Here is a 23,646-nt window from a genome sequence, read left to right on the forward strand (position 1 = left end):
CCGTGCTGCGCGACGACCTGCGAACCCTGTGGACCGAACCCCGCCCGCCCGGTGCGCCCGCCCGGGTGTGGCGGGACTGGGCGCTGCTCGCCGCGGGCCTGGGCGGTGTGGTGCTGGAGGCCATCCTGCGCGAGAACGTCGTGTGGCGGCCGGTGGCAGTGGTGTTGGCCGTCTGGCTGTGCGTGCTGCCCCTGTGGCGCCGGACCCGCCCGCTGGCGGTGGTCGCGCTGGCGTTCGGCTCGGTGATCCTGCTCCAGATCGCCTCGCTGATCGCCGCGCCTGCCGAGCCCGTCGGCCTGAACACCGGCGTGGTTGTGGTCGTACTGGTGTATGCGCTGCCCCGGTGGGGATCGGGACGGGAGATCGTGCTGGGCAGCGCGGTGATCCTCACGGCCTTCGCGCTGTCGACCGTCACGGACGAAACCCCGGCCGCCGAACAGGTCGGGGGCTTCGTCTTCCTGTTGCTGCCCGGCTTGATGGGGGCCGCCGTGCGGTTCCGGGCGACCGCTCGCGAGCGGCAGTTGGAGCAGGTGCGCTCCCGCGAGCGCGAGCAGCTCGCCCGGGAACTGCACGACACGGTGGCCCACCATGTTTCGGCCATCGTGATCCGCGCCCAGGCGGGCCGGGTGCTCGCGGGCACCGACCCGTCCGCCGCCGTCGAGGCGCTGGAGGGGATCGAGGAGGAGGGGGCGCGCACGCTGGAGGAAATGCGAGCCATGGTCGCCGCGCTGCGCGACCGTGGGGCCGGCGCCGAGCTGGCGCCGCCTGCCGGTGTCGCGGATCTGGAGCGCCTGGTGCGCACGCCGAGTGGTCGCCTCAGGGTCGACCTGGGGCTCGATGGCGAACTGGACACGCTGCCCCCGGCCGTGGACGCGGCCGTCTACCGCATTGTGCAGGAGTCGGTGACCAACGCCATGCGCCATGCGGTCAACGCGACCGAGATCGTCGTCCGGGTCACCGCGGAACGGCACACGGTACGGGTGAGTGTGCGCGACAACGGCCAACGCACCGGCCGAGGCCGTGCCGGATACGGACTTGCCGGACTGCGCGAACGCGCTGCCCTGCTCGGCGGCACACTACAAGCCGGCCCCGGCGTCGACCAGGGCTGGCATGTCGAAGCCGAGCTGCCGAGAGGGAGGACCGAGAGCGGTGCCCATCCGCGTCCTCGTCGCTGACGACCAGACCATCATCCGCACCGGGCTGCGGATCATGCTGAACGCCCAGCCGGGCATCGAGGTGGTCGGCGAGGCCGCCGACGGACAGGAAGCGGTACGTCTGGCCCGCGAACTGCGCCCCGACGTCTGCCTGTTCGACATCCGCATGCCCGTGATCGACGGGCTCGAGGCCACCCGGTCGGTCGCCGGCCCGGGCGTCGCCGACCCGCTGGCCGTGGTCGTCATCACCACGTTCGACCTCGACGAGTACGTCTACGGCGCGCTGCGTGCCGGCGCCCGCGGATTCCTCCTCAAGGACACGGGACCGGACCTTCTGGCCCAGGCCGTACGGTCGGCGTCCGACGGTGAGGCGCTCATTGCGCCCAGCGTCACCGTCCGTCTGCTCCAGGCATTCGCGGACCTGCCCGCCGGCCGGCCCGCGGCCCAGCCGGTCTCTCCCGTCACCGCCCGCGAGGAGCAGGTGCTCCTCGCCGTCGCTCGCGGGCTGACCAACACCGAGATCGCCGATGCGCTGCACATCAGCCTCAGCACGGTGAAGACGCATCTGGCCAGCCTGATGGCCAAACTCGGCGCCCGCAACCGGGTCGAGATCGCGATGTGGGCCTACGAAACGCGCCGTATCCTCCCCGGAACCTGAGCCTGGTGTCGGGCCATGTTTCGGGGTGCGGGTTGGGCACCGGCGCAGCAATGCGGGGCATGCCAAGGGCAACGACCTGGCGGCTGCGGCGGACCACTGCGACGGCTTGCTGGATCTGCGTTCGGTCCTCGTCGGTGAGGTCGTCAAGGTCGGTGCCGACGCGGCGGATCAGCCGCCGTACACGAGTGATTTCCTCGTCGGACGGCATCGCCTCGTCCCTGGCCCAGGTGTCGGCGCTGAACGCGGCGAGCCGTTCCCGACTGCGCAGCAGATCGGCGAGGCGCGCAGAGGGCACCCGCTCGATCGCCTCGCGCAGCCGTCCCGCCGCGGGGTGCAGATAGGGCCGAGGCGAGCCAGGACGGCTCTGCCCCAGCAACGCCTGCACCTCGTCCAGAACCCCGCCGGCGTCGGCGACGTTACTGGCAAAGGCATGGCGCAGCATGCGCGCAACGACGCTGCGCTGCAGGCCAGCCCGGCGTACCAGCGCGGCAATCATCTCGCCGATCGAATCCGTCGTCACCGGCGACCCCAGCGGCGCGATGATGTGCAGATGCGGACCTTCCACGTCTCGTCCTCGCCGATCACCTCCGCAGTCGCCTTTCCCTAGGTCCGGCATGGGTCCCCTTCCGCCCGGGCTACTTGTGGCTGCCCCACGCAGTCGCCATGCATTTCGCCCGGCGAGGGGTTGTGAACTGCTGGCGTTTGAGTGTGCGTGAGCATGTATGAGGTCGTATGAGTGGGCGTCGCGAAATGCGCATGCGGTGGCTGAGGGGCTGACGGCATGATCTCGGGCATGTCGACGGACGTCAGCGGAATGATCGAGTGCCGGCCGGGGGCTCGGCTGTGGGGTCCGGAGGACGAGGACTCCGTATGGGAAGCCGGCATCGACCTCTTTCTGCTCAACGTGGGCAACGCCTACGACGGCTTGGCCTGCCTCTTCGGAATCCGTAACTCCTTCGGCTTCCGGCCCCTGGCCGAGGGGCGCGGTTTCCCGGATGACACCTCGGATGGGCTGCGCAGGGACTTCTTGGCTTACAGCGGCCCGGATGACGTGTTCGGAACCACGTGGCTGACCTGGGCCGAGCTCGAGGCCACCGACTGGCAGGAGACAGACGCCTGCGGCACACGGAGTCGTGCTGCGGCCGCGGGTGCCGACACCGACTGGGGCCGGGTTTGGCGCGTGATGGCCATCCTCGGCGAGATCCACGGCGCAGAAAACGTACGTCTCGTCGTCTGGTTTCACTGACTCGCGATTGAGGGCTCCAGTTGGCGAGCGGTGCCAACTGAAGCGCCCAGTGTGCGATACGAAGTCGCTCCAGGTAAGTAAGTCCAGCCATGTGAAGGAGGTATCGATCGGCTGAACTTCGGGGCAGTGTCCAAGGCCCGTCCCCGCGCTCCCATGCGTCGGTGGTAACGGCGAGGTGTGAAGCGGAGCGTTCAAGCCCAAGAGCGTCCCGGCCATCGGGGTGCAACTGGTGAGATCTTAAAGTCACGGGGCATCATCGAAGGTTCACTTGCGTTCGCCCGGGACCAGCGGTGTCCTCCCTCCGGGCTCAGTTACCCGAAGGTCGCTTGGTGCCTTCCAGCACCGGATCCTATGACCATGGCGTCAGGTTCCTGCCTGGGCCGAGTGCGGCTGAGTTCCTCCGTTGGCTGTGACCGCTGTTGGGCGACGCATCGGTGGTCCGGACTTCGACGAGGCGATCGTTCAGACCACCATGGTCGGGACCGACGAGTCGTCGGTCTGCTTCTTTCAGGGACAGAGGGCGCGTATGGACATTCGGCAGCTGGAGTACTTCCTTGCGATTGTCGACCGTGGTGGGTTCAACCGTGCGGCCTCGGCTCTGTACGTGTCGCAGCCGTCGCTGTCGCAGGCCGTACGGGCACTGGAGCGTGATCTCGGTTCCGAGCTGTTCCATCGCATCGGACGCAGGGCAGTGCTGACGGAGGCCGGAAGGGCCCTGATCGAGCCTGCCCGGGAGGCCGTGCGGAGTCTGCAGACGGCACGGGCGAGCGTCGCGGCGGTGCACGAGCTACGTGAGGGGCGCCTGGACGTGGCATCCGTGCCGTCGCAGGCGGTGGAGCCGCTGACGAGTCTGGTGAGTACCTTCAGCCACCAGTACCCCGGCGTCTCGGTGGCCATCAAAGCGGCGTTCACCGCGCGTGATGTCGTCGACATGGTGCGCACGGGTGCCGTGGAACTGGGGCTCTTGGCGTCCACCGGTCCGTTCTCCGACAAGGAGGTCGTCTCCTATGCGCTGGAGCGGCAGCGCTTCGTGCTGATGGTGCCGGCCGACGGCCCGTTCGCTGATCGGACGGCGGTGGCGTGCGCCGAGCTTGCCGGGCAGCGGCTGATCGTCGGGCAGCCGGGTACGGGGATGCGCGCCTACGTCGACGCGCTGCGGGAACAGGGCATCGAGTTCACCGTCGCCGCCGAGACAGAGCACCGGGTGTCGCTCATGCCCCTGGTACTGGCCGGTGTAGGGCTCGCGGTCGTTATGGACTCCTGGCGGGACCTCGCCCGGCGGCTGGGCGCCCACGTCCTGGACATCGAGCCGGAGACCAGCTTGGACATCACTCTGGTCAGCCGCCGCGGCACCCTGTCGCCGGCAGCCGCCGCGTTCGTCACGGCCGCCACCTCGGCCGGCGGCAGCTGATAGGCACCGCTTATCAGCGATATCCGCTTTGCGTCTTGGACTTCCCACGGACCGCCTTGCTGCAATCGACGGCATGACGACCAACCACCGCATTGCCCTGATCCCCGGCGACGGCATCGGCGCCGAGGTACTGCCTCCGGCACAGCGGGTGCTCGATGTTCTCGGCCGCCGCCACGGCTTCAGCCTGTCCTACACGTCGTACGACTGGTCGTGCGAGCGATACCTGCGGGAGGGCGCCATGATGCCCGCCGACGGGATCGACCAACTGCGCGACAAGGACGCGATCCTGCTGGGCGCCGTGGGATACCCGGGGGTGCCCGACCATGTCTCGCTGTGGGGACTGCTGATCCCGATCCGGCGCGGCTTCCGCCAGTACGTCAACCTCCGGCCCATCCGTGTCTTCGAAGGCATCGACAGTCCGGTGCGCGGCGCACGTCCGGGCGAGGTCGACATCGTCGTCGTGCGGGAGAACGCCGAGGGCGAGTACAGCGAGATCGGCGGACGGCTGAACCAGGGCACGTCCGAGGAACTGGCCGTCCAGGAAGCGGTGTTCACCCGCGCCGGGGTCACCCGGATCGCCGACTACGCGTTCTCGCTCGCCGCCCGCCGCCGAGGAAGGCTCACCTCCGCCACCAAGTCCAACGGCATCATCCACACCATGCCGTTCTGGGACGAGCTGATCGCCGAACAGGCCGCCGGGCACCCCGACGTCACCTGGGACCAGGAACACATCGACGCGCTGGCGGCCAAGTTCGTCCTCGACCCCGCCCGCTTCGACGTCGTCGTCGCCTCCAACCTCTTCGGCGACATCCTCAGCGACCTCGCGGCCGCGGTCGCCGGATCCATCGGCATCGCCCCGTCGGCCAACCTCAATCCCGAGCGGGACTTTCCCTCGATGTTCGAGCCGGTGCACGGCTCGGCGCCCGACATCGCGGGCCAGGGCATCGCCAACCCACTGGGCGCGATCTGGTCCGCGGCCATGATGCTCGATCACCTCGGCCATCCCGCCGCGGCCAGGGACATCACGTCCGCGATCGCGTCGGTTCTGGCCAAGAGCGATGCCCGCACCCGTGACCTGGGCGGAACCGCGACCACCGCCGAGTTCACCGACAAGCTGATCGAACTCCTCTGAGCCGTCTCCTTGCGCCGTGGGCGGCCAGGACGACGCCGCCCACCGGTCGCGAGCACTTTCAGGCGCCCTCCGCCCTTCTCAACGACCTGTGGTGGGCTGATGTCCCCGCTCCTTCTCCATGCGGGCGCACTTGTCGCGCCCTCCTCGGCGGCCTGATCGCCGTCGCCGTCCTGCAGCCCGACACCGGGTGCACGTACCCCACCTCGCCACACATCGCCAACGGCGTGAAGTCCTCGGCGCCGGGGTCATGCGCCGGGAGCAGGCGCCTCACCCGCGTCCAGGACCAGCACCGCGACATGCAGGGACGTGCGCTGCAGACCTGATTCCAGGTCGCAGCCGAGGAGCCGTTCGATGGTGTGCAGGCGCTGGTAGTACGCCTGCCGGGACATGCCGGCGTGTTTTGCCGCGACCGACTTGTTCCCGGCCGCCGCGAGGTAGGCGCGCAGCGCCGGGAGCAGATCGCCGTTGTTGCGGTCGTCGTGCTCGATGAGGCGGGTCAGTTGCCGTTCCGCGTACCGCTGAAGACGCGTGTCCGCCCGCAGGACGCCCAGCAGGTCCGGCAGCCGGACGTCGGCGGGCACGTAGAACCACCGCTCCGGGGAGGCCGGGGTGATGGCCTCGGCGGTCTGCTCCGCCTCCTGCCACGACCGGGCGATCCCGCCGAGGTCGGTCACCCCGGGACCGACGGCGACAACTGCCCGCGGTCCGAGTTCTTCCCGGGTCAGTTGGCCGATCCGCTCGGCGACCGGCTGCCAGGCGCTCGCCTGTGCCAGTGCCATGAGGACGCCGATCCGACCCGGGGCCGTCTCGCCGACCAGGGCGCGCACGCCCGTGTGCGTCAGCGCCTTCGCGATCCGTTCGTCGAGGTGCTCATCCTCGGTGCCGGTGCGCGGGTGGCGGATGACGACGGCGAAGAGCCGGTGTCCGGAGGTGGGCAGCCCCAGTGCCTCGGTGCGGGCACGCGCGTCGGCGGGGGAGCGGAAACGCCGTTCGTACAGGTCCCGCAGTACGGTGCGGTGGGCCCGGCGCTCCCACCAGGCCTGCCCCGCAAGGCGCGCCATGGTCAGCGCGACCGCCGCGCTCTCCAGCACGAGGACGTGTTCCGGATCGGGCTCGGCTTTGAGCCGGCCCTCCAGCAGGACCAGCCGGCCCCATGGTCCGCGATGGTCCTGCACCGGTGCGATCAGCCACCCCTCCGGGCCGCTCGGCGTGATCCTCTCCGGTGTCGGTGCGGCTCGTGAACGCCGCGACCAGGCCGAGACCACCGGTTCGTACGGCCGACCGAGCAGCTCGCACATGAGGACCCGGTGGGTGAGGTCCTCCAGTACCACGGGGGCTCCGGTGAGCTCCGCGGTGGTGTGCACCAGTTCCTCGGGGGCCGCGCCCCGCAGCGTCAGGGCGGTGAAGATGTCCTGAATGTCCCTCCCGCGGCGCAGCAGGGCCCCCTGGGCGTCGAGGATGAGCGCGTGCACCGTCTGCGTGACGTCGATGAACCGGACGCCACGGGCCAGCTCGACCAGCGGCACGTCGCGAGCGCGGCACGCCGCCACCAGCTCGGGGGGCACCCTTTGGTACCGATAACCGAGCTCCACGATCAGGCCGGCCGCGCCGACGTCCGCGAGCTGGTCGACGTAGCCGCGCAGCTCGGAGGCGTCCTCGGGATGCGGCATGCCGGTCGTCAGTACCAGCTCCCCGCCCTCCAGGAAGTCCGCAGGGTTGAGGAGCTCGGTGACGTGCACCCAGCGCACCGGGCTGTCCAGCCGTGACTCCCCGGCCAGCACGCGCGGCATCCCTTCGGCGAGCACGGGCAGGAGCAGTACCTCCCTGAGGGTGGGGAAGTGCCCGGTTGCGGTGTGTCTGGGCGGCATAGGGGGTCTTTCTTCTGAAGGAATCCGGCTCACCTTGGCACCGGCCACTCATCGTGACAAGAGGCGGCCCGTCATTCGGGCAGTCCGGTCGTCCGCCGTGACAGACCGTCTCGAGAAGGCCCCAAGCCGGAACAGAGTGTGGGTTGACCTGCAGGTTCCGACGGGCGGAAAGTGAACGCCATCCCCGGCAGGATCCGAACTGCAAAGGTCCGCACGGTATCCGCAGCGTGCTGGGGCCCGACTGCCACCCAGATCACACCATCGAGAGGAGCGACCTCATGCGCATCCCGAAGCGCGTCGCCGTGATCGGTGCCGGCAGCATGGGCAGCCAGGCCATGTGGCGACTGGCCGCCCGCGGAGCCGAGGTCATCGGCTACGACCGGTACGCACCGGGTCACGACCGCGGCGCGGCCGGGGGCGAGAGCCGCATCTACCGAGCCGTCCACCTCGGGGAGCCCGCGTACATTCCACTGCTGCGGCTGGCGGACCGGATGTGGGAGCAGCTCCAGGCGGAGACCGGCCGGTCCCTGCGACGCCGCAGCGGCAGCCTGGTCATGGGGGAGGCCTCCTCACCGTCGATGAGCCTCCTCCTGTCCATCAGCGCCGCCCAGGGACTGGATCACGAGGTCCTGGAGAGGGAGGAACTCGCCCGCCGCTACCCGCAGCACCGGCTCCCGAGCGGACACATCGCGGTCCTGGACCGGTTGGGCGCCGTCATCAGGCCGGAGGCGTCCATCCAGGCCGCCGCCGGCCGTGCCGAGCACCTGGGCGCCCGACTGCACCGCTACACCACGGTGCGCGAGGTCGTGCCCGCGGCGGGCGGCGGGGTGCGGGTCGTCACCGACCAGGGTACGGATCACGTGGACGTCGCCGTGGTGACCGTGGGCCCCTGGATCAACACGCTGCTCCCGGACCTTGCCCGAGCCATCGACGTCCGGCGGGTGGTCTGCTCCTGGCACCTGCCCACCCGTCACGACTGGTTCGCGGGCGGTGCTCCTCCGTTCGTGCGCGCCGTACCGCACGACTGCTTCGGAATCCCGTCGCCCGACGGCATCTCCGTCAAGCTCGGTCTCTCCTTCAAGTACCACGCGCCGGTGCCCGAGCCCGAACGGCTCGACCGCACGGTCCGCCCCGAGGAACTCGGCACCTTCCGCGAGCTCATCGATGAACTCATGCCCGACCTGAACCCCGACCCCATCAGGATGTCGGCTTACATGGAGGGCTACACGCAGTCCGGAAACCCGCTCGTCGGTCATCTCCCCGGCGAGGACGACATCATCGTCATGGCCGGCTTCTCCGGCAGCGGCTTCAAGATCTCGCCCGCGATGGGAGAGATCGCCGCGGACCTGGCGCTCGACGGCACCACCCGGCACCCGGTCGCCTTCCTCGCTCCTGCGGGTGTCGGCGCGGCCTGATCCCCGGCGATCGTCCACGGCGTCGCCCCACCCTCCGGCCTGTCGCGAGCATGACAAAAACACCGCCTGACCGGCCACCCACGCACAAGAGACTGGAGTACTTCCATGCGTCCCATCCCCTCGTTCCAGTTCCGCCCGAAGTACGTCTCGTTCGACTGCTACGGCACGTTGATCGAGTGGCCGATGACCCCCATCACCCGTGAACTCGTCGGTGACCAGATCCCCGTCGAGCACTGGGACCAGTTCGTCAAGGAGTTCCGCGGCTACCGCTACGACTCGATCCTCGACGCGTTCCGCCCCTACGAGCAGACGCTGCAGGACGCGTTCGAGCGGGTCTGCCGCAAGTGGGGCGTGAAGGCCGCCCCGGACGCCGGCAAGCGGTTGGCCGACGGCGTGCGCAGCTGGGGCCCGCACGCGGACGTGCCGGAACCGCTGAAGAAGATGGGCGAGCACTACAAGCTGGTGATCCTCTCCAACGCCGAGGACTCCTTCCTCGCGGAGAGCGTGCCCCGGCTCGGCGCGGACTTCCACGCGATCTTCACCGCGGAGCAGGCCGGCTACTACAAGCCCCGCTACGCGGCGTTCGAGTACATGCTCGACCAGCTCGACGCGTCCCCCGAGGACTTCGTGCACGTCTCCTCGCACACCCGCTACGACCTGATGCCGATGCACGACCTGGGTTTCCGCAACCTCGTCCTCCTGGACCGCGGCTACGACCCGGTCACCCACGGCTACGACTACGTGACCGTCAAGTCCCTCGACGAGCTCAACCAGATGCTGGGCATCTGACGCGCCACGACGACGTCCCGCCCCCCGGACCGACCCACACATCGTCCCCCGCATCACGGCCCCCCGCATCCGTCACACCCCTCGCATCACCGGCTCCCCGTATCCCCGCGTTCCCCAGGAGGCACCGCCATGGAAATCAACCGGACAGGCCGCAGAACCGTACGCCGCACCGCAGGCGCCGTGGCTGCCGCCATGCACGTCAACAGGCAGTTGAGCATCCCGATCGTCACGACCGCCCTGGCCCTCGCGCTCGCCGCGTGCGGGGCGGGCGCCACCGGGCAGAACGTGGGGGCGAAGAGCACGGCACAGGGCGCAGGATCCGGCCCGTCCGCCGAGTACACCGACGACATATCGGTCGGTGTGAAGCCCGACCAGAACGCGGTGAAGCTGCTGCCCGCGGCGGTGAAGGCCAAGGGCACGCTCTCGGTGCCCATGGACCTGTCGTACCCGCCCACCACGTTCATGGCATCGGACAACAAGACCCCGATCGGATTCAACCCGGACATCGCCCGGCTGATCGCCGCCAAGCTCGGCCTGAAGCTCCAGATCAACAACGTCAAGTTCGACACCATCATCACCGGACTGCAGGCCAACCGGTACGACTTCACCGCCTCCACCATGGGCGCCACGACGGACCGGCTGAAGGCGCTCGACATGGTTGACTACTTCAAGGCCGGGACCGGAGTGTCCGTCCCCTACGGCAACCCGCAGAAACTGGGCACCCACACGCTGTGCGGGCACCACGTCGGTGTCACCTCCGGCAGCACCCAGGAGCTGCAGTGGCTGCCCCAGCTGTCGAAGCAGGACTGTACGAGCAAGGGCAAGCCGGCCATCAAGGCCGTGACCCTGCCCAGCGTGAACGACGCTCTCACCCAGCTGGTCTCCAAGCGGATCGACGCGGTGATGTACGACTTCGTCGCGCTCGAGTGGGCGGCCACGCAGCAGCCCAAGACGTTCGACGTCCTCAAGCCCCTGGTGACCACCAAGCCCGTGACCGTCGCCCTGAAGAAGGACTCCCCGCTGACCCCCGCGGTGCAGGCCGCCCTCCAGTCGATCATCGACAGCCCCAAGTACGCCCAGGCACTGGGCCGCTGGGGGCTCCAGGACCTAGGGATCAAGACCGCGGCCACGGCCGTCCCGCAGGACTGAGACGCCGATGGACGTGATCGAGACCACGACGACCAGGAGCGGACCGGTGCCACAACTACGGGCCGAAGAGAAGAAGCGGATCACGCCGAAACGTCCGCGCGACTATGTCGCCTGGGCCGTCGCCATCGCGATCGTCGCCGGCTTGGTGTGGACCGCGGTGACGAACGAGAACTACCGCTGGCCCGTGGTGTTCAGCTACTTCACCACGCAGACCATCCTCAACGGCCTGCTCGTCACGCTGCTCCTGACCGCGGCGAGCATGGGTCTGGGCACGCTGCTGGGGCTGGTGCTCGCGGTGATGCGCATGTCGCAACAGCGGCCCGTCTCCGGGCTGGCCCAGCTCTACATCACCTTCTTCCGCGGCACCCCGGTGCTCGTGCAGCTGGTCTTCTGGTTCAACATCGCGGCGCTGTACCCGAACCTCTCGATCGGCATCCCTTTCACCGACATCTCCACGCCGGTGAACGTGAACGCGATCATGACGCCGATGACCGCGGCCATCGTGGGACTGACGCTCAACCAGGCCGCCTACATGTCCGAGATCATCCGCGGCGGGTTCGCCTCGGTCAGCCGCGGACAGCACGAGGCCGCGGACTCCCTGGGCATGTCGGCCTTCACCAAGCTCCGCCACGTGATCATCCCGCAGACCATGCCGGCGATCATCCCCGCCACCGGCAACCAGGTGATCGGCATGCTCAAGGAGACCTCGCTGGTGAGCGTGCTCGGCGTCGCCGATCTGCTGCAGAGCGCACAGGCGATCTACGCCCGCACCTACCAGACCATCCCGCTGCTGATCGTGGCCAGCCTCTGGTACCTGATCATGACGCTGGTGCTGGGCGTGCCGCAGTCCATGATCGAGCGCCGTTTCTCCCGCTCCACCCGGGCACGGCTGTCCCCGGCCGCCACCTCGGCCGAGCCCGGGACCGGTCAACTCGTTCCCACGACGAGGGAGTCGCTGCTGTGAACCCGGACGGAACGATCGTCGCACGCAAGCTGTGCAAGAGCTTCGGACGTCACCAGGTCCTGCGGGACATCGACCTGACCGTCGCGGCCGGGGAGATCTCCTGCATCATCGGACCGAGCGGCTCGGGCAAATCAACCTTGCTGCGGTGCATCAACGGGCTGGAGACCGTCGACCGCGGAGTCCTCAAGGTCAACGGAGAGGACTTCGGCTACGTCGAGAAGGACGACGCCTATCACGCCGTGCGCCCCAAGCGGCTGGCCGAACAGCGCGCCCGTATCGGCATGGTGTTCCAGCAGTTCAACCTGTTCCCCAACATGACCGCCGAGAGCAACGTCATGTCCGGACCGGTGCTGGTGCAGAAGAAGGACCGCGCCTCCTGCCGCCAGCAGGCACAGCAACTGCTGGCCAGGGTCGGCCTGGAGGGGTGCGGCCACAAGTACCCCGCCCAGCTCTCCGGCGGACAGCAGCAGCGTGTGGCCATCGCCCGCGCGCTGGCGATGGAACCCACCATCATGCTGTTCGACGAACCCACCAGCGCACTGGACCCCGAGCGCGTGGGCGAAGTACTCGCCGTCATGCGCGACCTCGCCGGCAACGGAATGACCATGCTGCTGGTCACCCACGAGATGGCCTTCGCCCGCGAGGTGGCCGACGAAGTGCTCTTCATGGACGAAGGCATCGCAGTCGAACGCGGCGACGCACGCGAAGTACTGGCCAACCCACGCGAAAAGCGAACGCAGGCCTTCCTCGAAAGGGTGCTGTAGAAGCGGCTTGGACACGCGGAAGCGGCCTTGTCAGCAAGCGTGGAGAAGTCGCCGGCCGACCGCGGGTGACGTACCTTCCGCCCCCTGCCCGCCCGCGTCTTCAACACCTCTACTTCGACGTCGAACTGACCGGCACCGTCGTCAGCGCGCCCTCCATCGCTCCGACCGCGAACTCGGTGGCAACAGGAGAGTCAGCACGCCCTGCCCGCAGCACCCCGACCGCAGCCTTCCCGCCGGCACGGGCCGCGCAGGCGCTGACAGCGCGACCGGCCGGCCCGCGTGGTGCTCGGCCACCCCCACTTCGAAACTCCCCGCTAAGGACCCGACATGAAGACGATTCCCTACTGGATAGAAACCGCCGGGGCGTTTCCCGACCGATCCGGCAAGCCGCTGACCGAGGACACCGACGTGGTGGTCATCGGCGCCGGCCTGACGGGTCTGTCCACGGCCCTGCACTCCGCGCGCAAAGGCGCCCGCGTCACCCTCGTCGAAAAGGGTCAGATCGGCTCCGGTGCCTCCGCCCGCAACGGCGGCATGGCCAACCTGGGCTTCACCATCGGCGTGGGCCAGGCCATCCGCCGGTACGGACTCGAACGGGCCCGCGAGATCTACAACTCCTACGGCGACGCCGTGGACACCGTCGAACGGCTCGTCAACGAGGAGTCCATCGACTGCCAGTTCCGCCGCGTCGGACGCCTGGGCGTCGCCTCCCGCCCCGCCCACTTCGAGAGCAAGAAGGCCCAACAGCGCGACCTGGCCAAGTACTTCGGACACGAGACCACTCTGATCGGCAAGGCCGAGCTGCGTTCCGAGATCGGCTCCGACGTCTACCACGGCGGCCTGCTCGATCCGTTCAGCGCGGCCCTGCACGTCGGCCGATTCGTGCGCGGTATGGCCGAGGCGTGCGAGCGCGCCGGTGTCGAGATCCACGAGCGCAACGCGGCCATCGGCGTACGGCGTACCGCCGCCGGCCGGTTCGAGGTCAGCACCGAGCGCGGTGTGATCCGTGCCGGGCAGGTCATGATGGCCACCGACGCCTACACCGACCGGAACTTCCCCTGGCTGCGACGCCAGCAGGTCTGCGTGGGCAGCTTCATCATCGTCACCGAGCCGCTCGGCGAGGAACTCGCCCGGGACATCATCCCCAAGGCCCGCCTCATCGTCGACTCCCATAAGGTCTGCCACTACTTCCGGCTCACCCCGGACAACCGGCTGCTGTTCGGTGGCCGCGCCCGCTTCGCGCCGTCCGACCCCACCTCGGACAGGAAGAGCGGGGCCGTGCTGTTCCGTGAGATGTGCGGGATCTTCCCCCAGCTCTGCCGCACCAGGATCGAGTACGTGTGGGGCGGCTCCGTCGGCTTCGCCATGGACCGCATCGTGCACGCCGGGCAGACCGACGACGGCGTCTACTACTCCATGGGATACGCCGGCCACGGCGTGCAGATGGCCACCCACATGGGGCAGGTCATGGCCGAAGTGATGGACGGCCACCTCGAGGTCAACCCCGTCCGCGACATCGCCCCGCCCCGCATCCCCCTCTACAACGGCACCGCCTGGTTCCTGCCCTTCGCAGGCGCCTACTACAAGACGCTCGACCGCATCCGCTGACCGGTCGACAGCCCCTCTGCACCCACAAGGAGATACCCACGATGACTGTCGTCCGTGATGTTCCCAAGCAGCTGTTCATCGGCGGCGATTGGCAGGACGCGGAGTCCGCCCGGACCCTGTCCGTCGACAACCCGGCCACCGGCGAGGAACTGTGCCAGGTCGCCGACGCCTCACCCGGCGACGGCCGGCGTGCCCTCGAGGCGGCGGTCGCCGCGCAGGCCGCCTGGGCCGCCACCCCGCCGCGCGTGCGCAGCGAGATCCTGCGCCGCGCCTACGACATCATCATCGCGCGCACCGAGGACCTCGCGCTGCTGATGACCCTGGAGATGGGCAAGCCCCTGTCCGAGGCACGTGCCGAGGTCGCCTACGGCGCCGAGTTCTTGCGCTGGTTCTCCGAGGAAGCCGTCCGTGTCGACGGCGGCATGATGACCGCCCCGGACGGCAGGAACCGTCTGCTGGTCACCCGTCAGCCCGTCGGACCCTGTCTGCTCATCACTCCGTGGAACTTCCCCCTGGCCATGGGTACCCGCAAGATCGGCCCCGCCATCGCCGCCGGCTGCACCATCGTCCTCAAACCCGCCCCCCAGACGCCCCTCACCAGCCTTGTCCTGGCTCAGATCCTCACCGAAGCGGGGCTGCCGGCCGGTGTGCTGAACGTCGTCACCACCTCCGACGCCGCCGGCGTCGTCGAACCCCTGCTGCGCGGCGGGCAGATCCGCAAGCTGTCGTTCACCGGCTCCACCCAGGTCGGCCGGATCCTGCTGGCCCAGTGCGCCGACACCGTCATCCGCACCTCCATGGAACTGGGCGGCAACGCCCCGCTCCTCGTCTTCGACGACGCCGACCTCGACGTAGCCGTCGAGGGCACCATGGTCGCCAAGATGCGCAACATGGGCGAGTCCTGCTGCGCGGCCAACCGCATCTTCGTCCACACCTCCGTCGCCGAGGAGTTCGCCTCCCGCCTGGCCGCCCGCATGGGCGCCCTCACCGTCGGGCCCGGCACCGAACCCGGCACCGATGTCGGTCCCCTCATCGACGTCGTCGGCCGCAGCAAGGCACACGACCTGGTGCGGGACGCCGTCAAGCGCGGTGCCACCGTCCTGACCGGCGGTGAACTCCCCGAGGGCCCCGGCTGCTTCTACCCGCCCACCGTCCTCACCGGCATCGCCCCGGACTCCGCAATCATCGACTCCGAGATCTTCGGCCCGGTAGCCGCGATCCGCACCTTCGAGACCGAGGACGAGGCCGTCGCCGCCGCCAACGACACCGAATTCGGCCTGGCCGCCTACCTGTTCACCCAGCACCTCGACCGTGCCCTGCGAGTCGCCGAACGCCTCGAAAGCGGCATGATCGGCATCAACACCGGACTCGTCTCCAACCCCGCCGCGCCCTTCGGCGGCGTCAAACAGTCCGGACTGGGCCGCGAAGGCGGACGCGTCGGCATCGACGAGTTCCTGGAGCACAAGTACCTCGCCGTCCCCGTCGGAGCCTGACATGCGCGACCGACTCGTCGTCCTCTACCGCGGCAACCGGCCCCCCGCCACCGCGCGCCTCGAAAGCCTCGCCGACACCGTCTACGCCACCGAGGAGGAGCTGCCCTACCTCCTGCCCGGCGCCGACGTCCTCCTGGCCTGGGTGAACATCACCCCGGCCATCCGAGAGGCCTGGCCCGATGATCCGCACAAGGCACCCCGCTGGGTGCACGCGTCCTCCGCAGGCGTGGACTCCTTCCTGTTCCCCGCCCTGGTGGACGATCCGCAGGTGGTCCTGACCAACGCCCGCGGGGTCTACGAGCAACCGACCGCCGAGTACGTCCTGGGCCTGATCCTCGCCCTCGCCAAGGACTTCCCCGGCACATGGGAGCACCAGCGGCGCCGCGAGTGGCGCCCGCGCCCCAGCGACAGCATCACCGGACGCACCGTGCTGGTCTGGGGGACGGGGCCGATCGGCCGGGCCATCGCCCGGCTCTTGCGCGCCGTCGGGATGCAGGTGAGCGGAGCCGGCCGCGCGCCCCGCACGGACGACCCCGACTTCGGCACGGTCCACGGTGCCGCGACCCTGCGCTCCGCCCTGACAGAAGCGGACTACGTCGTCCTGGCCGCTCCCCTCACACAGGGCACCCGGGGAATGGTCGACGCCCCCGTGCTGGCGGCCATGAAGCCGGGGGCCCGGCTGATCAACGTAGGCCGGGGCGGACTCGTCGACGAGGAAGCGCTGGTCGACCACCTCGCCGCCGGACGGCTCGCCGGCGCAGCCCTGGACGTGTTCGCCCGGGAGCCGCTGCCGGCCGAATCACCTCTGTGGAACATGCCCGGTGTGGTGATCTCCCCGCACACGGCGGGCGAGACCACCAGCGAGCGGGAGGCGCTCGTCGAGGTGTTCCTCGACAACTTCGCCCGCCACCTCGAGGGCCGGCCGCTGCGCAACGTGGTGGACAAACAGCGCGGATATGTGGTCGACGACACGCGCCCCGGCTGAAGGCGAGCAGCGCGTCCCGGCCGGTAACTTCTACCGGACCCTGTTGGCCAATTCGGGGCTTGCTGCGCCCCACTGAGAGAAAGCGGGCTGCCGCCGCTGCCGTATTTGTGGGTCGTGCGCTGGCAGGTGGCGCAGGGGCCGACCTGGTTACCGGAGCAGGCGAGCGCGAAAGGGTCGGGTTCGGAGAGCCACCACCCGTCGGGTCCGAGCGGGGCTGCCCTTTGGCGTTGCGGTTCCTGGGGGCTGACGCAGCCCAGTTCCTGCAGGAGTCGGCGGACGCCTTCGGTGCCGAAGTGCTCGCGGCTCTTGGGCGGCCGGTATCCCTCAGCGTTGAGGATTTTCGTGATGGCGGCGGCGGTGTGGCCGGCCTGGGCGAGTTCGCGGGCACGGGCTGCCAGCTGAGGAAAGTAGCTGAGCTGGGCGAGACGGCCGACGGGGCGGATGACCTCGCCGCGGGTGCGGTGCCCGCCCGCCCAGGTGATCGCCACGGCCATGCGCTCGCTGTCGCCGATGACGGTCACCTCGACCCGCTCAACGAGGTGCCGCAGCAGCTGCTTGCGGTCCGCGTCGGTGGTGGTCGCAGCCCGCCAGACCGTGGGCAGGTCGCGGGCGAGGGCGCTGATCTGCTCGCGCTCGGGGGGTGTGAGCAGGCGTGGGCGGGCGGCAATGAAGCGGTCGTGCTCCTCGCCCAGTTGCTGCCGCCGGCGCAGGGCGGCCCCCCAGCCGCGTTCCAACTCCCGCACCACCAGGCGGTTCTCAGGCTCGGCGAGCTGGTACTGGCGCCGGGCCCGGTCGGCGGCGTAGTCGGCCCGCTCCAGCCGCTGCCGCCAGACTTTTTCGACTGTCTGGCGCTGCTGTTCGGCCTTCTCCACAGCCTGCAGGGAGACTTCAAGGGCCGCGGGTGCCATGGCGGCGAGGAGAACCTCGGCGACATGGCGGTCCACGCAGGAGCCCGACAACTGCTGGCACTCCTGGCCGCCGTAGTCGGCCTTGAGACGGTCGCACTCGTACTTGGGCCATAGCTTGCCGCCCCGGCCGCGCTGGTAGTGCACGGTCATGCGGGTGCCGCAGCGTCCGCACCAGAGCACACCGGCCAGCAGCGCCGGCCCGTCGCGCACCGCTCCCATACTCAACGAGCGTGCCCGGTTCGCCTCGATCCTGGCCAGGTTGCGTTCGTGCCGGCCGGTGTCGATATAGGCGGGCAGCACCCCGGGCAAGTAGACCAGCCAGTCCTCACCGGGGCGGCGAACCCGGCCGGTGCACGGGCGGCCCGCCAGGCGGCGGCGTGGATCGGTGCGGCTGCGCCCATAGACGAACACCCCGGCATAGGCCGGGTGCCGGAGCATGTTCTGGATCACGATCCGGCTCGGTCGGCTCCACTCCAGCTGCCCCTTGCCCGCACCCGAGCGGGCCCGCACGCCGATCTCGATGCCGTTGTCGACCAGGAAGCGCAGCACCGCGTTGATGGTGGCCAGTTCGTCGAACAGGTCAAAGACGAGGTGGACGAGGGTTTGCACCCGCTCGTCGGGGTCCTTGACGACCAGCCCGTCGGCAAGCCGGACATAGCCGATGGGCAGGGGGACGGCGAGCTCGCCGCGGCGGGCCTTGGCAATCCGCCCGTTCCACATCCGCTGTTTGATCAGGTGCAGCTCGGCCTCGCTGATCGCGCCCTTCAGCCCCAGCAGCATGCGGTCGTTGTGCTCGGCCGGGTCGTAGATGCCATCCGGGTCGGCCGGCAGCGCGTCGGCCAACGCGCACAGTTCCAGCAGCTGGTGCCACTCGCGTCCGCTGCGGGCCAGGCGGGACATCTCCACCCCGAGCACCAGCCCCACATGATCGAGACCGACCTCGGAGACCAGCCGCTGGAAACCGGGCCGGGCCACCAGACCGGACGCCGAGTGGCCGAGGTCCTCATCGATGACCAGCACCCGCGAGGCATCCCAGCCCAGTTCAACCGCCCGCTGGCGCAGCCCGTACTGCAACCGGGTCGACTCCGCGTGATCTATGACCTGCTGCGGAGTCGACTGGCGCACATAGACGACCGCGAGACGGTCGAGATGCCGCGGCTGGATCTTGCCGTCAACCCGGTTCCACGGAGCCGGCGACACCACCATCGCCGTCACCCCCGCCCCCACCGGATGCGGTCACCATCCGTGCCACCAGCTCGGACAGCAACCGCACCACCAGTTCCCGGCGCAGTTCGGGCACCATCTCCCACTGGCCGTTCTGGGGAGTTCACGGCCGTCGTTGCACACCGAGCCCCACCGCCCTCGTCGACGTCGGCCCGCCGATGCAGCAGCCGACGCACGACGGCAGCAGCGTCAAGTAGGCCCTCCACCCCGATGACCGGGACATTCCCGACCTCAGAGCCGTCTATGTGTGCAGTACGGCTTGCTCCTTGAACGCGGGATCAACCGCCTCAAGCGCCACCGGGCTGTGGCCACGAGGTACGAGCTCGCGGTCCGCTAAGAGGCGACCGTGCTGGTCGGCCTAGTCCTCACATCAGGGGATCCCCGAACTGTTCGAGGAGCGCGTCGACCGACGTATCGTCCGCGGGACCGGACGCGCCGTCGTGCAGGATCTGCTCCGCCCAGATGACCTTGCCGCGGGACGTGTACCGCGTCCCCCACCGCTGTGCGAACTGCGCCACGAGGAACAGCCCACGTCCGCCCTCGTCCGTGGTCGCCGCCCGACGCAGTCGCGGAGAGGTGCTGGAGCCGTCCGACACCTCACAGATCAGACTGCGTCCGCGCAGCAGGCGCACCTTCACAGGTGGTGATCCGTAGCGGATCGCGTTCGTGACCAGCTCGCTGAGGATCAGCTCCGTCGTGAACGCGGTCTCGTCCAGCCCCCAGCCGCTCAGAACCGCCCTGCACTGGGCCCGCACCGAGGGCACCACCGCCGTGTCCTGGGGCACATCCCACTCGGACACCGAAGAGGACGGGATCCGCCGGGTCCGCGCCGCCAGCAGTGCGATGTCGTCCGAGAGCCGGGTCGGCTTCAACGCCCCGATCACGGCTCGGCAGGTCTCCTCCGGAGTGCGTTCCCCGGTCCCGGCTCCGCCTAGCGCCCGGCGCAGCTCTTCGAGGCCGGCGTCGATGTCGCCGGCAGTGTTCTTGACCAGCCCGTCGGTGTACAGGATCAGCTGGGAGCCCTCCGCCAGGTGCACGTCGGCGGTTTCGAAGGGGTAGCCTCCGAGGCCGAACGGGGGTGAGGCCGGCACCTCGGGGCAGACGACCGTCCCGTCCGGGTTCACCACCACGGGGCCGGGATGCCCCGCACGGGCCATCGTGCAGATCCCTGTCGCCGGGTCGTAGATGGCATACAGGCACGTCGCTCCGGTCAACCCCGTCCCCTCCTGGTCGTCGGGGGCAGTGCTGGAGTCGTCCTCGTCGTCCAGGCGGGCGACCAGATCGTCCAGCTTCCCGAGGACCTCGTCGACGGGGAGGTCCAGCGTGGCGAAGTTGTGCACGGCGACGCGCAGCCGACCCATCGTCGCCGAGGCGTGTAGCCCGTGGCCGACGACATCGCCTATCACCAGCGCGACCCGTCCGCCCGGCAGCGGAATGACGTCGAACCAGTCCCCGCCCACTCCCGCCTCCGACGGCAGGTACCGCCAGGCCACTTCCAGGGCGTCCTGCTCCGGCTGGCCCCGCGGCAGCAGACTGCGCTGCAGCGTCACCGTCATCGCGTGCTCGCGGGTGAACCTCCGGGCGTTGTCGATGGCCACCGCCGCCCGCGCGCCGAGCTCTTCCGCGAAGGCCACGTCCTCCGGTTCGAACGCGGGCGAGCCCTCCGTCCGGTAGAAGTGCGCGAGGCCCAGGGGCACCCCGCGCGCCCGCAGCGGCATGGTCACCAGGGAGTGCAATCCGAGTTCCAGAGCCCTTCGAGCGCGTTCCGGATCCTGTTCCTGCCAACCGTGGGCCTGGCGCAGGTCCGCCTCCAGGACGCCCCGGCTCCGTTCGAGCGCCAGCATCTGCGGAGTCTCGGGCGAGAATGTGATCACTTCACCCAGCTGGTACACCGGCAGCATCCGCTGATCTCCGCTGATCGCGGACCGCAGCAGGTGGCGCCAGCCCTTCGTCGTCGGCTCAGAGCCGCGCACCACCGAATCCAGCAGATCCACCGCGACGACGTCGGCGAACCGGGGCACTGCCACGTCGGCCAGCTCCTGGGCCGTGCGCTCCACATCCAGCGTCGTCCCGATCCGCATCCCGGCCTCGTACAGCAGCTTCAGCTTCCCCAGCGCCACCTCGGCTCGCCCGGACACCACCGCCAGCTCCGTGGTGTCCCGCAGCGTCACCACGCTGCCGGCGTCGTCGGCCTCCGGGAACGTGGGCCGCTTGTTCACAGCCAGCAACCGGTCGTTGGCGAGGTACACCTCGTCGGTGACCTTCTCCGGGGATGCGAGCACGCGCGCCATCTGCTCGGGAAGCCCCAGCTCCCGCACGTGCCGCCCTTGTGTGTCGGCCGGTAGACCCAGTAGCCGCTTCGCCTCTTCGTTGGCCAGCAGCAGCTGTCGGTCCTCGTCGGTGATCAGAACCCCCTCCCGTACCGCGTGCAGCACGGCTTGGTGGTGCTCGTACAGCCGCGCCAGCTCCGTCGGGGCCAGGCCATGTGTCTGCCGCAGCAGTCGCCGGGACACTGCGGTCGTCCCTGCCGCGGCCAGCAGCAGCATGATCGCGCCGACGCCCAGGATGATCGGTAGCTGCGGCATCCACAGTCGCGCCACGTTCGTGACGGTGATCCCCGCAGAAACCAGGCCGACGATCCGGCCGCGCGCATCGGTCACCGGGACGACCGCCTGGATGGCCGTCCCCTTGCCCGCCGGCAGAGGCGGACCGCCCGCCTGTTCGACGACGGTACGGCCTTCGAGTACCGGCTCGATGGTGCCGACGAACTTCTTGCCGATCTCCGAGGGGTAGGGATACGTGTACCGGATTCCGTCCGTGCTCATGACGACGATGAAGTCCATGCCTGCCCGCTTGCGCGCCTGCTCGGCTCGCGGCTGCAGCACGGCGGTCGGGTCCGGGCTGCGCAGTGCCAGGCTCACACCGGGGGCGCTGGCGAACGACTGGGCGGCCACCACCGACTCCCGACGTCCCTGCCGCACAGCGTCGTACGCCGCCTGCACCATGATGCACGCCACCGCGGCCACCACCAGCAGCAGCACGATCATGCTCTGAACGAGGAACACCTGCCCCGCCGCGGTGCGCGGGCTCAGTACGGACAGGCGCCGAGTCCGCTGGCCACCGTCGGGCGGAGGACGTGAGGTCCGCGATCGGCTGGGATAACCCTCCATACACCCTTGATACACCGCTGCACAGACCTGGGATGACTGACGACGCCTGTCCGGAGAGGGTGAACCCGCGGCGGGACGAGTAACCGAAGGGCGGTGAGGGGGGACAGCCCGAGCGGCGCGCCGGGTGAGGGGTCTCAGTTGCGGCGGGCCAGGCCCGGCGCGGCCTTCCGTCGGCCGGATGGTGACGCATCCACCGCACGTGTCTGATCATCAGGACTGAGCCGCGTGGTCCATCCGAGCTCGATGCCTGGTTCCTATCGTTATGATGCATCTTGTGATCGGGTTTGGGTGGCCGTGGCGTCGGCATCCTCTCCGCGGCGGCCGGTGGGGAGCGGCCACGCTGTCACCGGTGATCCTCACCGCCCTCATCGCCGTTCTGGCGTTCTCCACCCCACGGCAGATCGCCTTCAGCCGCCTCCTTCCCACCGCTCCCGCTCTCGCCGCCGCCATGTGGCCCGTGCTTCCCACGCTCCTGCTCGGACTGTTCTGCCTCCTGGTCATGATCGGTCTCGGCTTCGTCTACACCGACCTGGGAACGCCGTACACGTCGGCAGCCATCATCGCGGTCACCCTGGCGGCCGCCTACGCCAGCCATGTCCGGCTGCAGCGCGAGGAGACGCTGTTCCACGTTCGGCTTGTCGCCGAGGCCGCCCAGGAGGTGCTGCTGCGCCCTCTGCCGCGCTGCATGAACAACATTGAGATCGAGGCCCTGTACCTGGCGGCCCAGGAGGAGGCGCGGATCGGTGGCGACTTCTACGAGGCGGCCGACACGCCGTATGGGATCCGGCTCCTCATCGGCGACGTGCGCGGCAAGGGCCTGTCCGCGGTCGGAGCGGCCTCCGCGCTGATCAGCTGCTTCAGGGAGGCCGCATACGACGAGCCCGATCTCAGCGGCATCATTCATCGCCTGGAGGTCACCATCACTCGTCACAGTGCCGCGTTCCCCCTCCTGGACCGGCCGGAGCACTTCGCCACCGCCCTCATCACCGAGATCCCCCAGGACGTCGGCCAGGTCAGAATCCTGAGCTGCGGGCACCCCCCACCCCTGCTCGTCCACCAGGGGAAAACCCGGCTACTGGAAGCCACCGCCCCCTCGCCGCCGCTCAACCTGACGACGCTCGTCGGCGAGCACCACCGCGTGGACGCCTTCGACTTCACCCCCGGCGACCAGCTGCTCCTCTACACCGACGGGGTGACGGAGGCCCGGGACCGCACCGGCACGTTCTTCCCTCTGCCGGACTGGACGCAGCAGCAGGGCGAAACGCCGCCCCGCGAGCTGCTCGACCGGCTTCATGCGGCCCTGCTCCACTACAGCGGAGGAAAGCTCGACGACGACGTCGCTGCCCTTGTCGTGCGCTGCCCGGACACCTGGGCCGGCGAGTACCGCCTGTAGGCCTCGCCGAGGCGGCGAACCGACATGCGAGGCCGATGGCTGACGCTTTCCTGCGAGGGACGACGGCCTGCGGCATCTGTGACGCGTGAGCCCGGCAGCGGGTTCGCCTGGATCGAGCGGGTGGAGGTCATCACCGATATCGGTCCTGAGAGCCCGCATCCCCTGGGTGCCGGCTCTCGGTCTGTCCACCCGCGGACGTCCAGCCCGCTGGACGGCGCGGTTGCAGAAACCACGTGGATACACGAGTAACCGACGGGCTGTAACCGGCAGTTGGAAGGCTTCCCAAGTCGTTCAAGATCGACGGAGGGAGCCCTC

Annotated in this window: 17 protein-coding genes and 1 pseudogene; 15 read left to right on the plus strand and 3 right to left on the minus strand. The window is 69.5% G+C overall.

The window, feature by feature from the left end; all coding sequences use genetic code 11:
* The first annotated feature begins 2 nt into the window (after positions 1 to 2).
* The 6 genes from ABZ880_RS26925 (at position 3) to ABZ880_RS26950 (ending at position 5,601) form a co-directional block, all read left to right on the plus strand.
* A complete protein-coding gene (locus ABZ880_RS26925) occupies positions 3 to 1,175 on the plus strand; it encodes a sensor histidine kinase (RefSeq protein ID WP_361267439.1) in 1,173 nt (390 codons plus the stop codon).
* A complete protein-coding gene (locus tag ABZ880_RS26930; protein ID WP_361267441.1) occupies positions 1,150 to 1,812 on the plus strand; it encodes a response regulator transcription factor in 663 nt (220 codons plus the stop codon). The genes ABZ880_RS26925 and ABZ880_RS26930 overlap by 26 nt, the downstream gene beginning before the upstream one ends.
* A 25-nt stretch (positions 1,813 to 1,837) precedes the next feature.
* Positions 1,838 to 2,419: a hypothetical protein gene (locus tag ABZ880_RS26935; RefSeq protein WP_361267443.1), complete on the plus strand. Its 582-nt coding sequence runs from the start codon at positions 1,838 to 1,840 to the stop codon at positions 2,417 to 2,419.
* A 186-nt stretch (positions 2,420 to 2,605) separates the two neighbouring features.
* Positions 2,606 to 3,058 (plus strand): hypothetical protein, encoded by a 453-nt coding sequence (locus tag ABZ880_RS26940; protein WP_361267445.1) that lies wholly within the window; start codon positions 2,606 to 2,608, stop codon positions 3,056 to 3,058.
* A gap of 526 nt (positions 3,059 to 3,584) precedes the next feature.
* Positions 3,585 to 4,469, plus strand: a complete 885-nt coding sequence (locus ABZ880_RS26945) for a LysR family transcriptional regulator (protein ID WP_361267447.1) — start codon at positions 3,585 to 3,587, stop codon at positions 4,467 to 4,469.
* Between the two features lie 73 nt (positions 4,470 to 4,542).
* A complete protein-coding gene (locus ABZ880_RS26950) occupies positions 4,543 to 5,601 on the plus strand; it encodes a tartrate dehydrogenase (RefSeq protein ID WP_361267449.1) in 1,059 nt (352 codons plus the stop codon).
* A 245-nt stretch (positions 5,602 to 5,846) separates the two neighbouring features.
* Here ABZ880_RS26950 and ABZ880_RS26955 read toward each other — a convergent pair whose 3' ends face one another.
* Positions 5,847 to 7,469 carry a PucR family transcriptional regulator ligand-binding domain-containing protein gene (locus tag ABZ880_RS26955; RefSeq protein WP_361267451.1) on the minus strand — a complete coding sequence of 541 codons (1,623 nt, stop codon included), beginning with the start codon at positions 7,467 to 7,469 and terminating at the stop codon, positions 5,847 to 5,849.
* 278 nt (positions 7,470 to 7,747) lie between these two features.
* Between ABZ880_RS26955 and solA the strand changes: the two genes are divergently transcribed.
* From solA to ABZ880_RS26995, 8 genes are all read left to right on the plus strand, one after another.
* Entirely contained in the window at positions 7,748 to 8,884 is a 1,137-nt protein-coding gene (solA, locus tag ABZ880_RS26960; RefSeq protein WP_361267453.1) for an N-methyl-L-tryptophan oxidase, read from the plus strand.
* 105 nt (positions 8,885 to 8,989) lie between these two features.
* Positions 8,990 to 9,673, plus strand: coding sequence for a haloacid dehalogenase type II (locus tag ABZ880_RS26965; RefSeq protein WP_361267455.1), 684 nt, complete (start codon positions 8,990 to 8,992; stop codon positions 9,671 to 9,673).
* 129 nt (positions 9,674 to 9,802) lie between these two features.
* A complete protein-coding gene (locus ABZ880_RS26970; RefSeq protein WP_361267457.1) occupies positions 9,803 to 10,822 on the plus strand; it encodes an ABC transporter substrate-binding protein in 1,020 nt (339 codons plus the stop codon).
* Between the two features lie 7 nt (positions 10,823 to 10,829).
* Complete coding sequence (locus ABZ880_RS26975) at positions 10,830 to 11,786, plus strand: amino acid ABC transporter permease (RefSeq protein WP_361267459.1); 957 nt, start codon at positions 10,830 to 10,832, stop codon at positions 11,784 to 11,786.
* A complete protein-coding gene (locus ABZ880_RS26980) occupies positions 11,783 to 12,550 on the plus strand; it encodes an amino acid ABC transporter ATP-binding protein (RefSeq protein WP_361267461.1) in 768 nt (255 codons plus the stop codon). The genes ABZ880_RS26975 and ABZ880_RS26980 overlap by 4 nt, the downstream gene beginning before the upstream one ends.
* A gap of 327 nt (positions 12,551 to 12,877) precedes the next feature.
* Positions 12,878 to 14,158, plus strand: coding sequence for an FAD-binding oxidoreductase (locus tag ABZ880_RS26985; protein ID WP_361267463.1), 1,281 nt, complete (start codon positions 12,878 to 12,880; stop codon positions 14,156 to 14,158).
* Between the two features lie 41 nt (positions 14,159 to 14,199).
* Positions 14,200 to 15,651, plus strand: coding sequence for an NAD-dependent succinate-semialdehyde dehydrogenase (locus ABZ880_RS26990; RefSeq protein ID WP_361267465.1), 1,452 nt, complete (start codon positions 14,200 to 14,202; stop codon positions 15,649 to 15,651).
* 1 nt (position 15,652) lies between these two features.
* Positions 15,653 to 16,636 (plus strand): D-2-hydroxyacid dehydrogenase, encoded by a 984-nt coding sequence (locus ABZ880_RS26995; RefSeq protein WP_361267467.1) that lies wholly within the window; start codon positions 15,653 to 15,655, stop codon positions 16,634 to 16,636.
* A 929-nt stretch (positions 16,637 to 17,565) separates the two neighbouring features.
* On the opposite strand, the pseudogene ABZ880_RS27000 reads toward ABZ880_RS26995, so the two are convergent.
* Positions 17,566 to 18,750 (minus strand): annotated as a pseudogene (locus ABZ880_RS27000) (recombinase family protein); the annotation flags it as partial.
* Positions 18,751 to 19,133: 383 nt separating this feature from the next.
* Positions 19,134 to 21,815, minus strand: a complete 2,682-nt coding sequence (locus ABZ880_RS27005; RefSeq protein ID WP_361267469.1) for a SpoIIE family protein phosphatase — start codon at positions 21,813 to 21,815, stop codon at positions 19,134 to 19,136.
* A 472-nt stretch (positions 21,816 to 22,287) separates the two neighbouring features.
* Between ABZ880_RS27005 and ABZ880_RS27010 the strand changes: the two genes are divergently transcribed.
* The gene (locus ABZ880_RS27010; protein WP_361267471.1) at positions 22,288 to 23,331 is read left to right on the plus strand and encodes a PP2C family protein-serine/threonine phosphatase; all 1,044 of its coding nucleotides are present in this window, start codon (positions 22,288 to 22,290) and stop codon (positions 23,329 to 23,331) included.
* Positions 23,332 to 23,646: the final 315 nt, after the last annotated feature.

The organism is Streptomyces sp. NPDC047043 (genome assembly GCF_040644055.1).
Classification (GTDB): Bacteria; Actinomycetota; Actinomycetes; order Streptomycetales; family Streptomycetaceae; genus Streptomyces.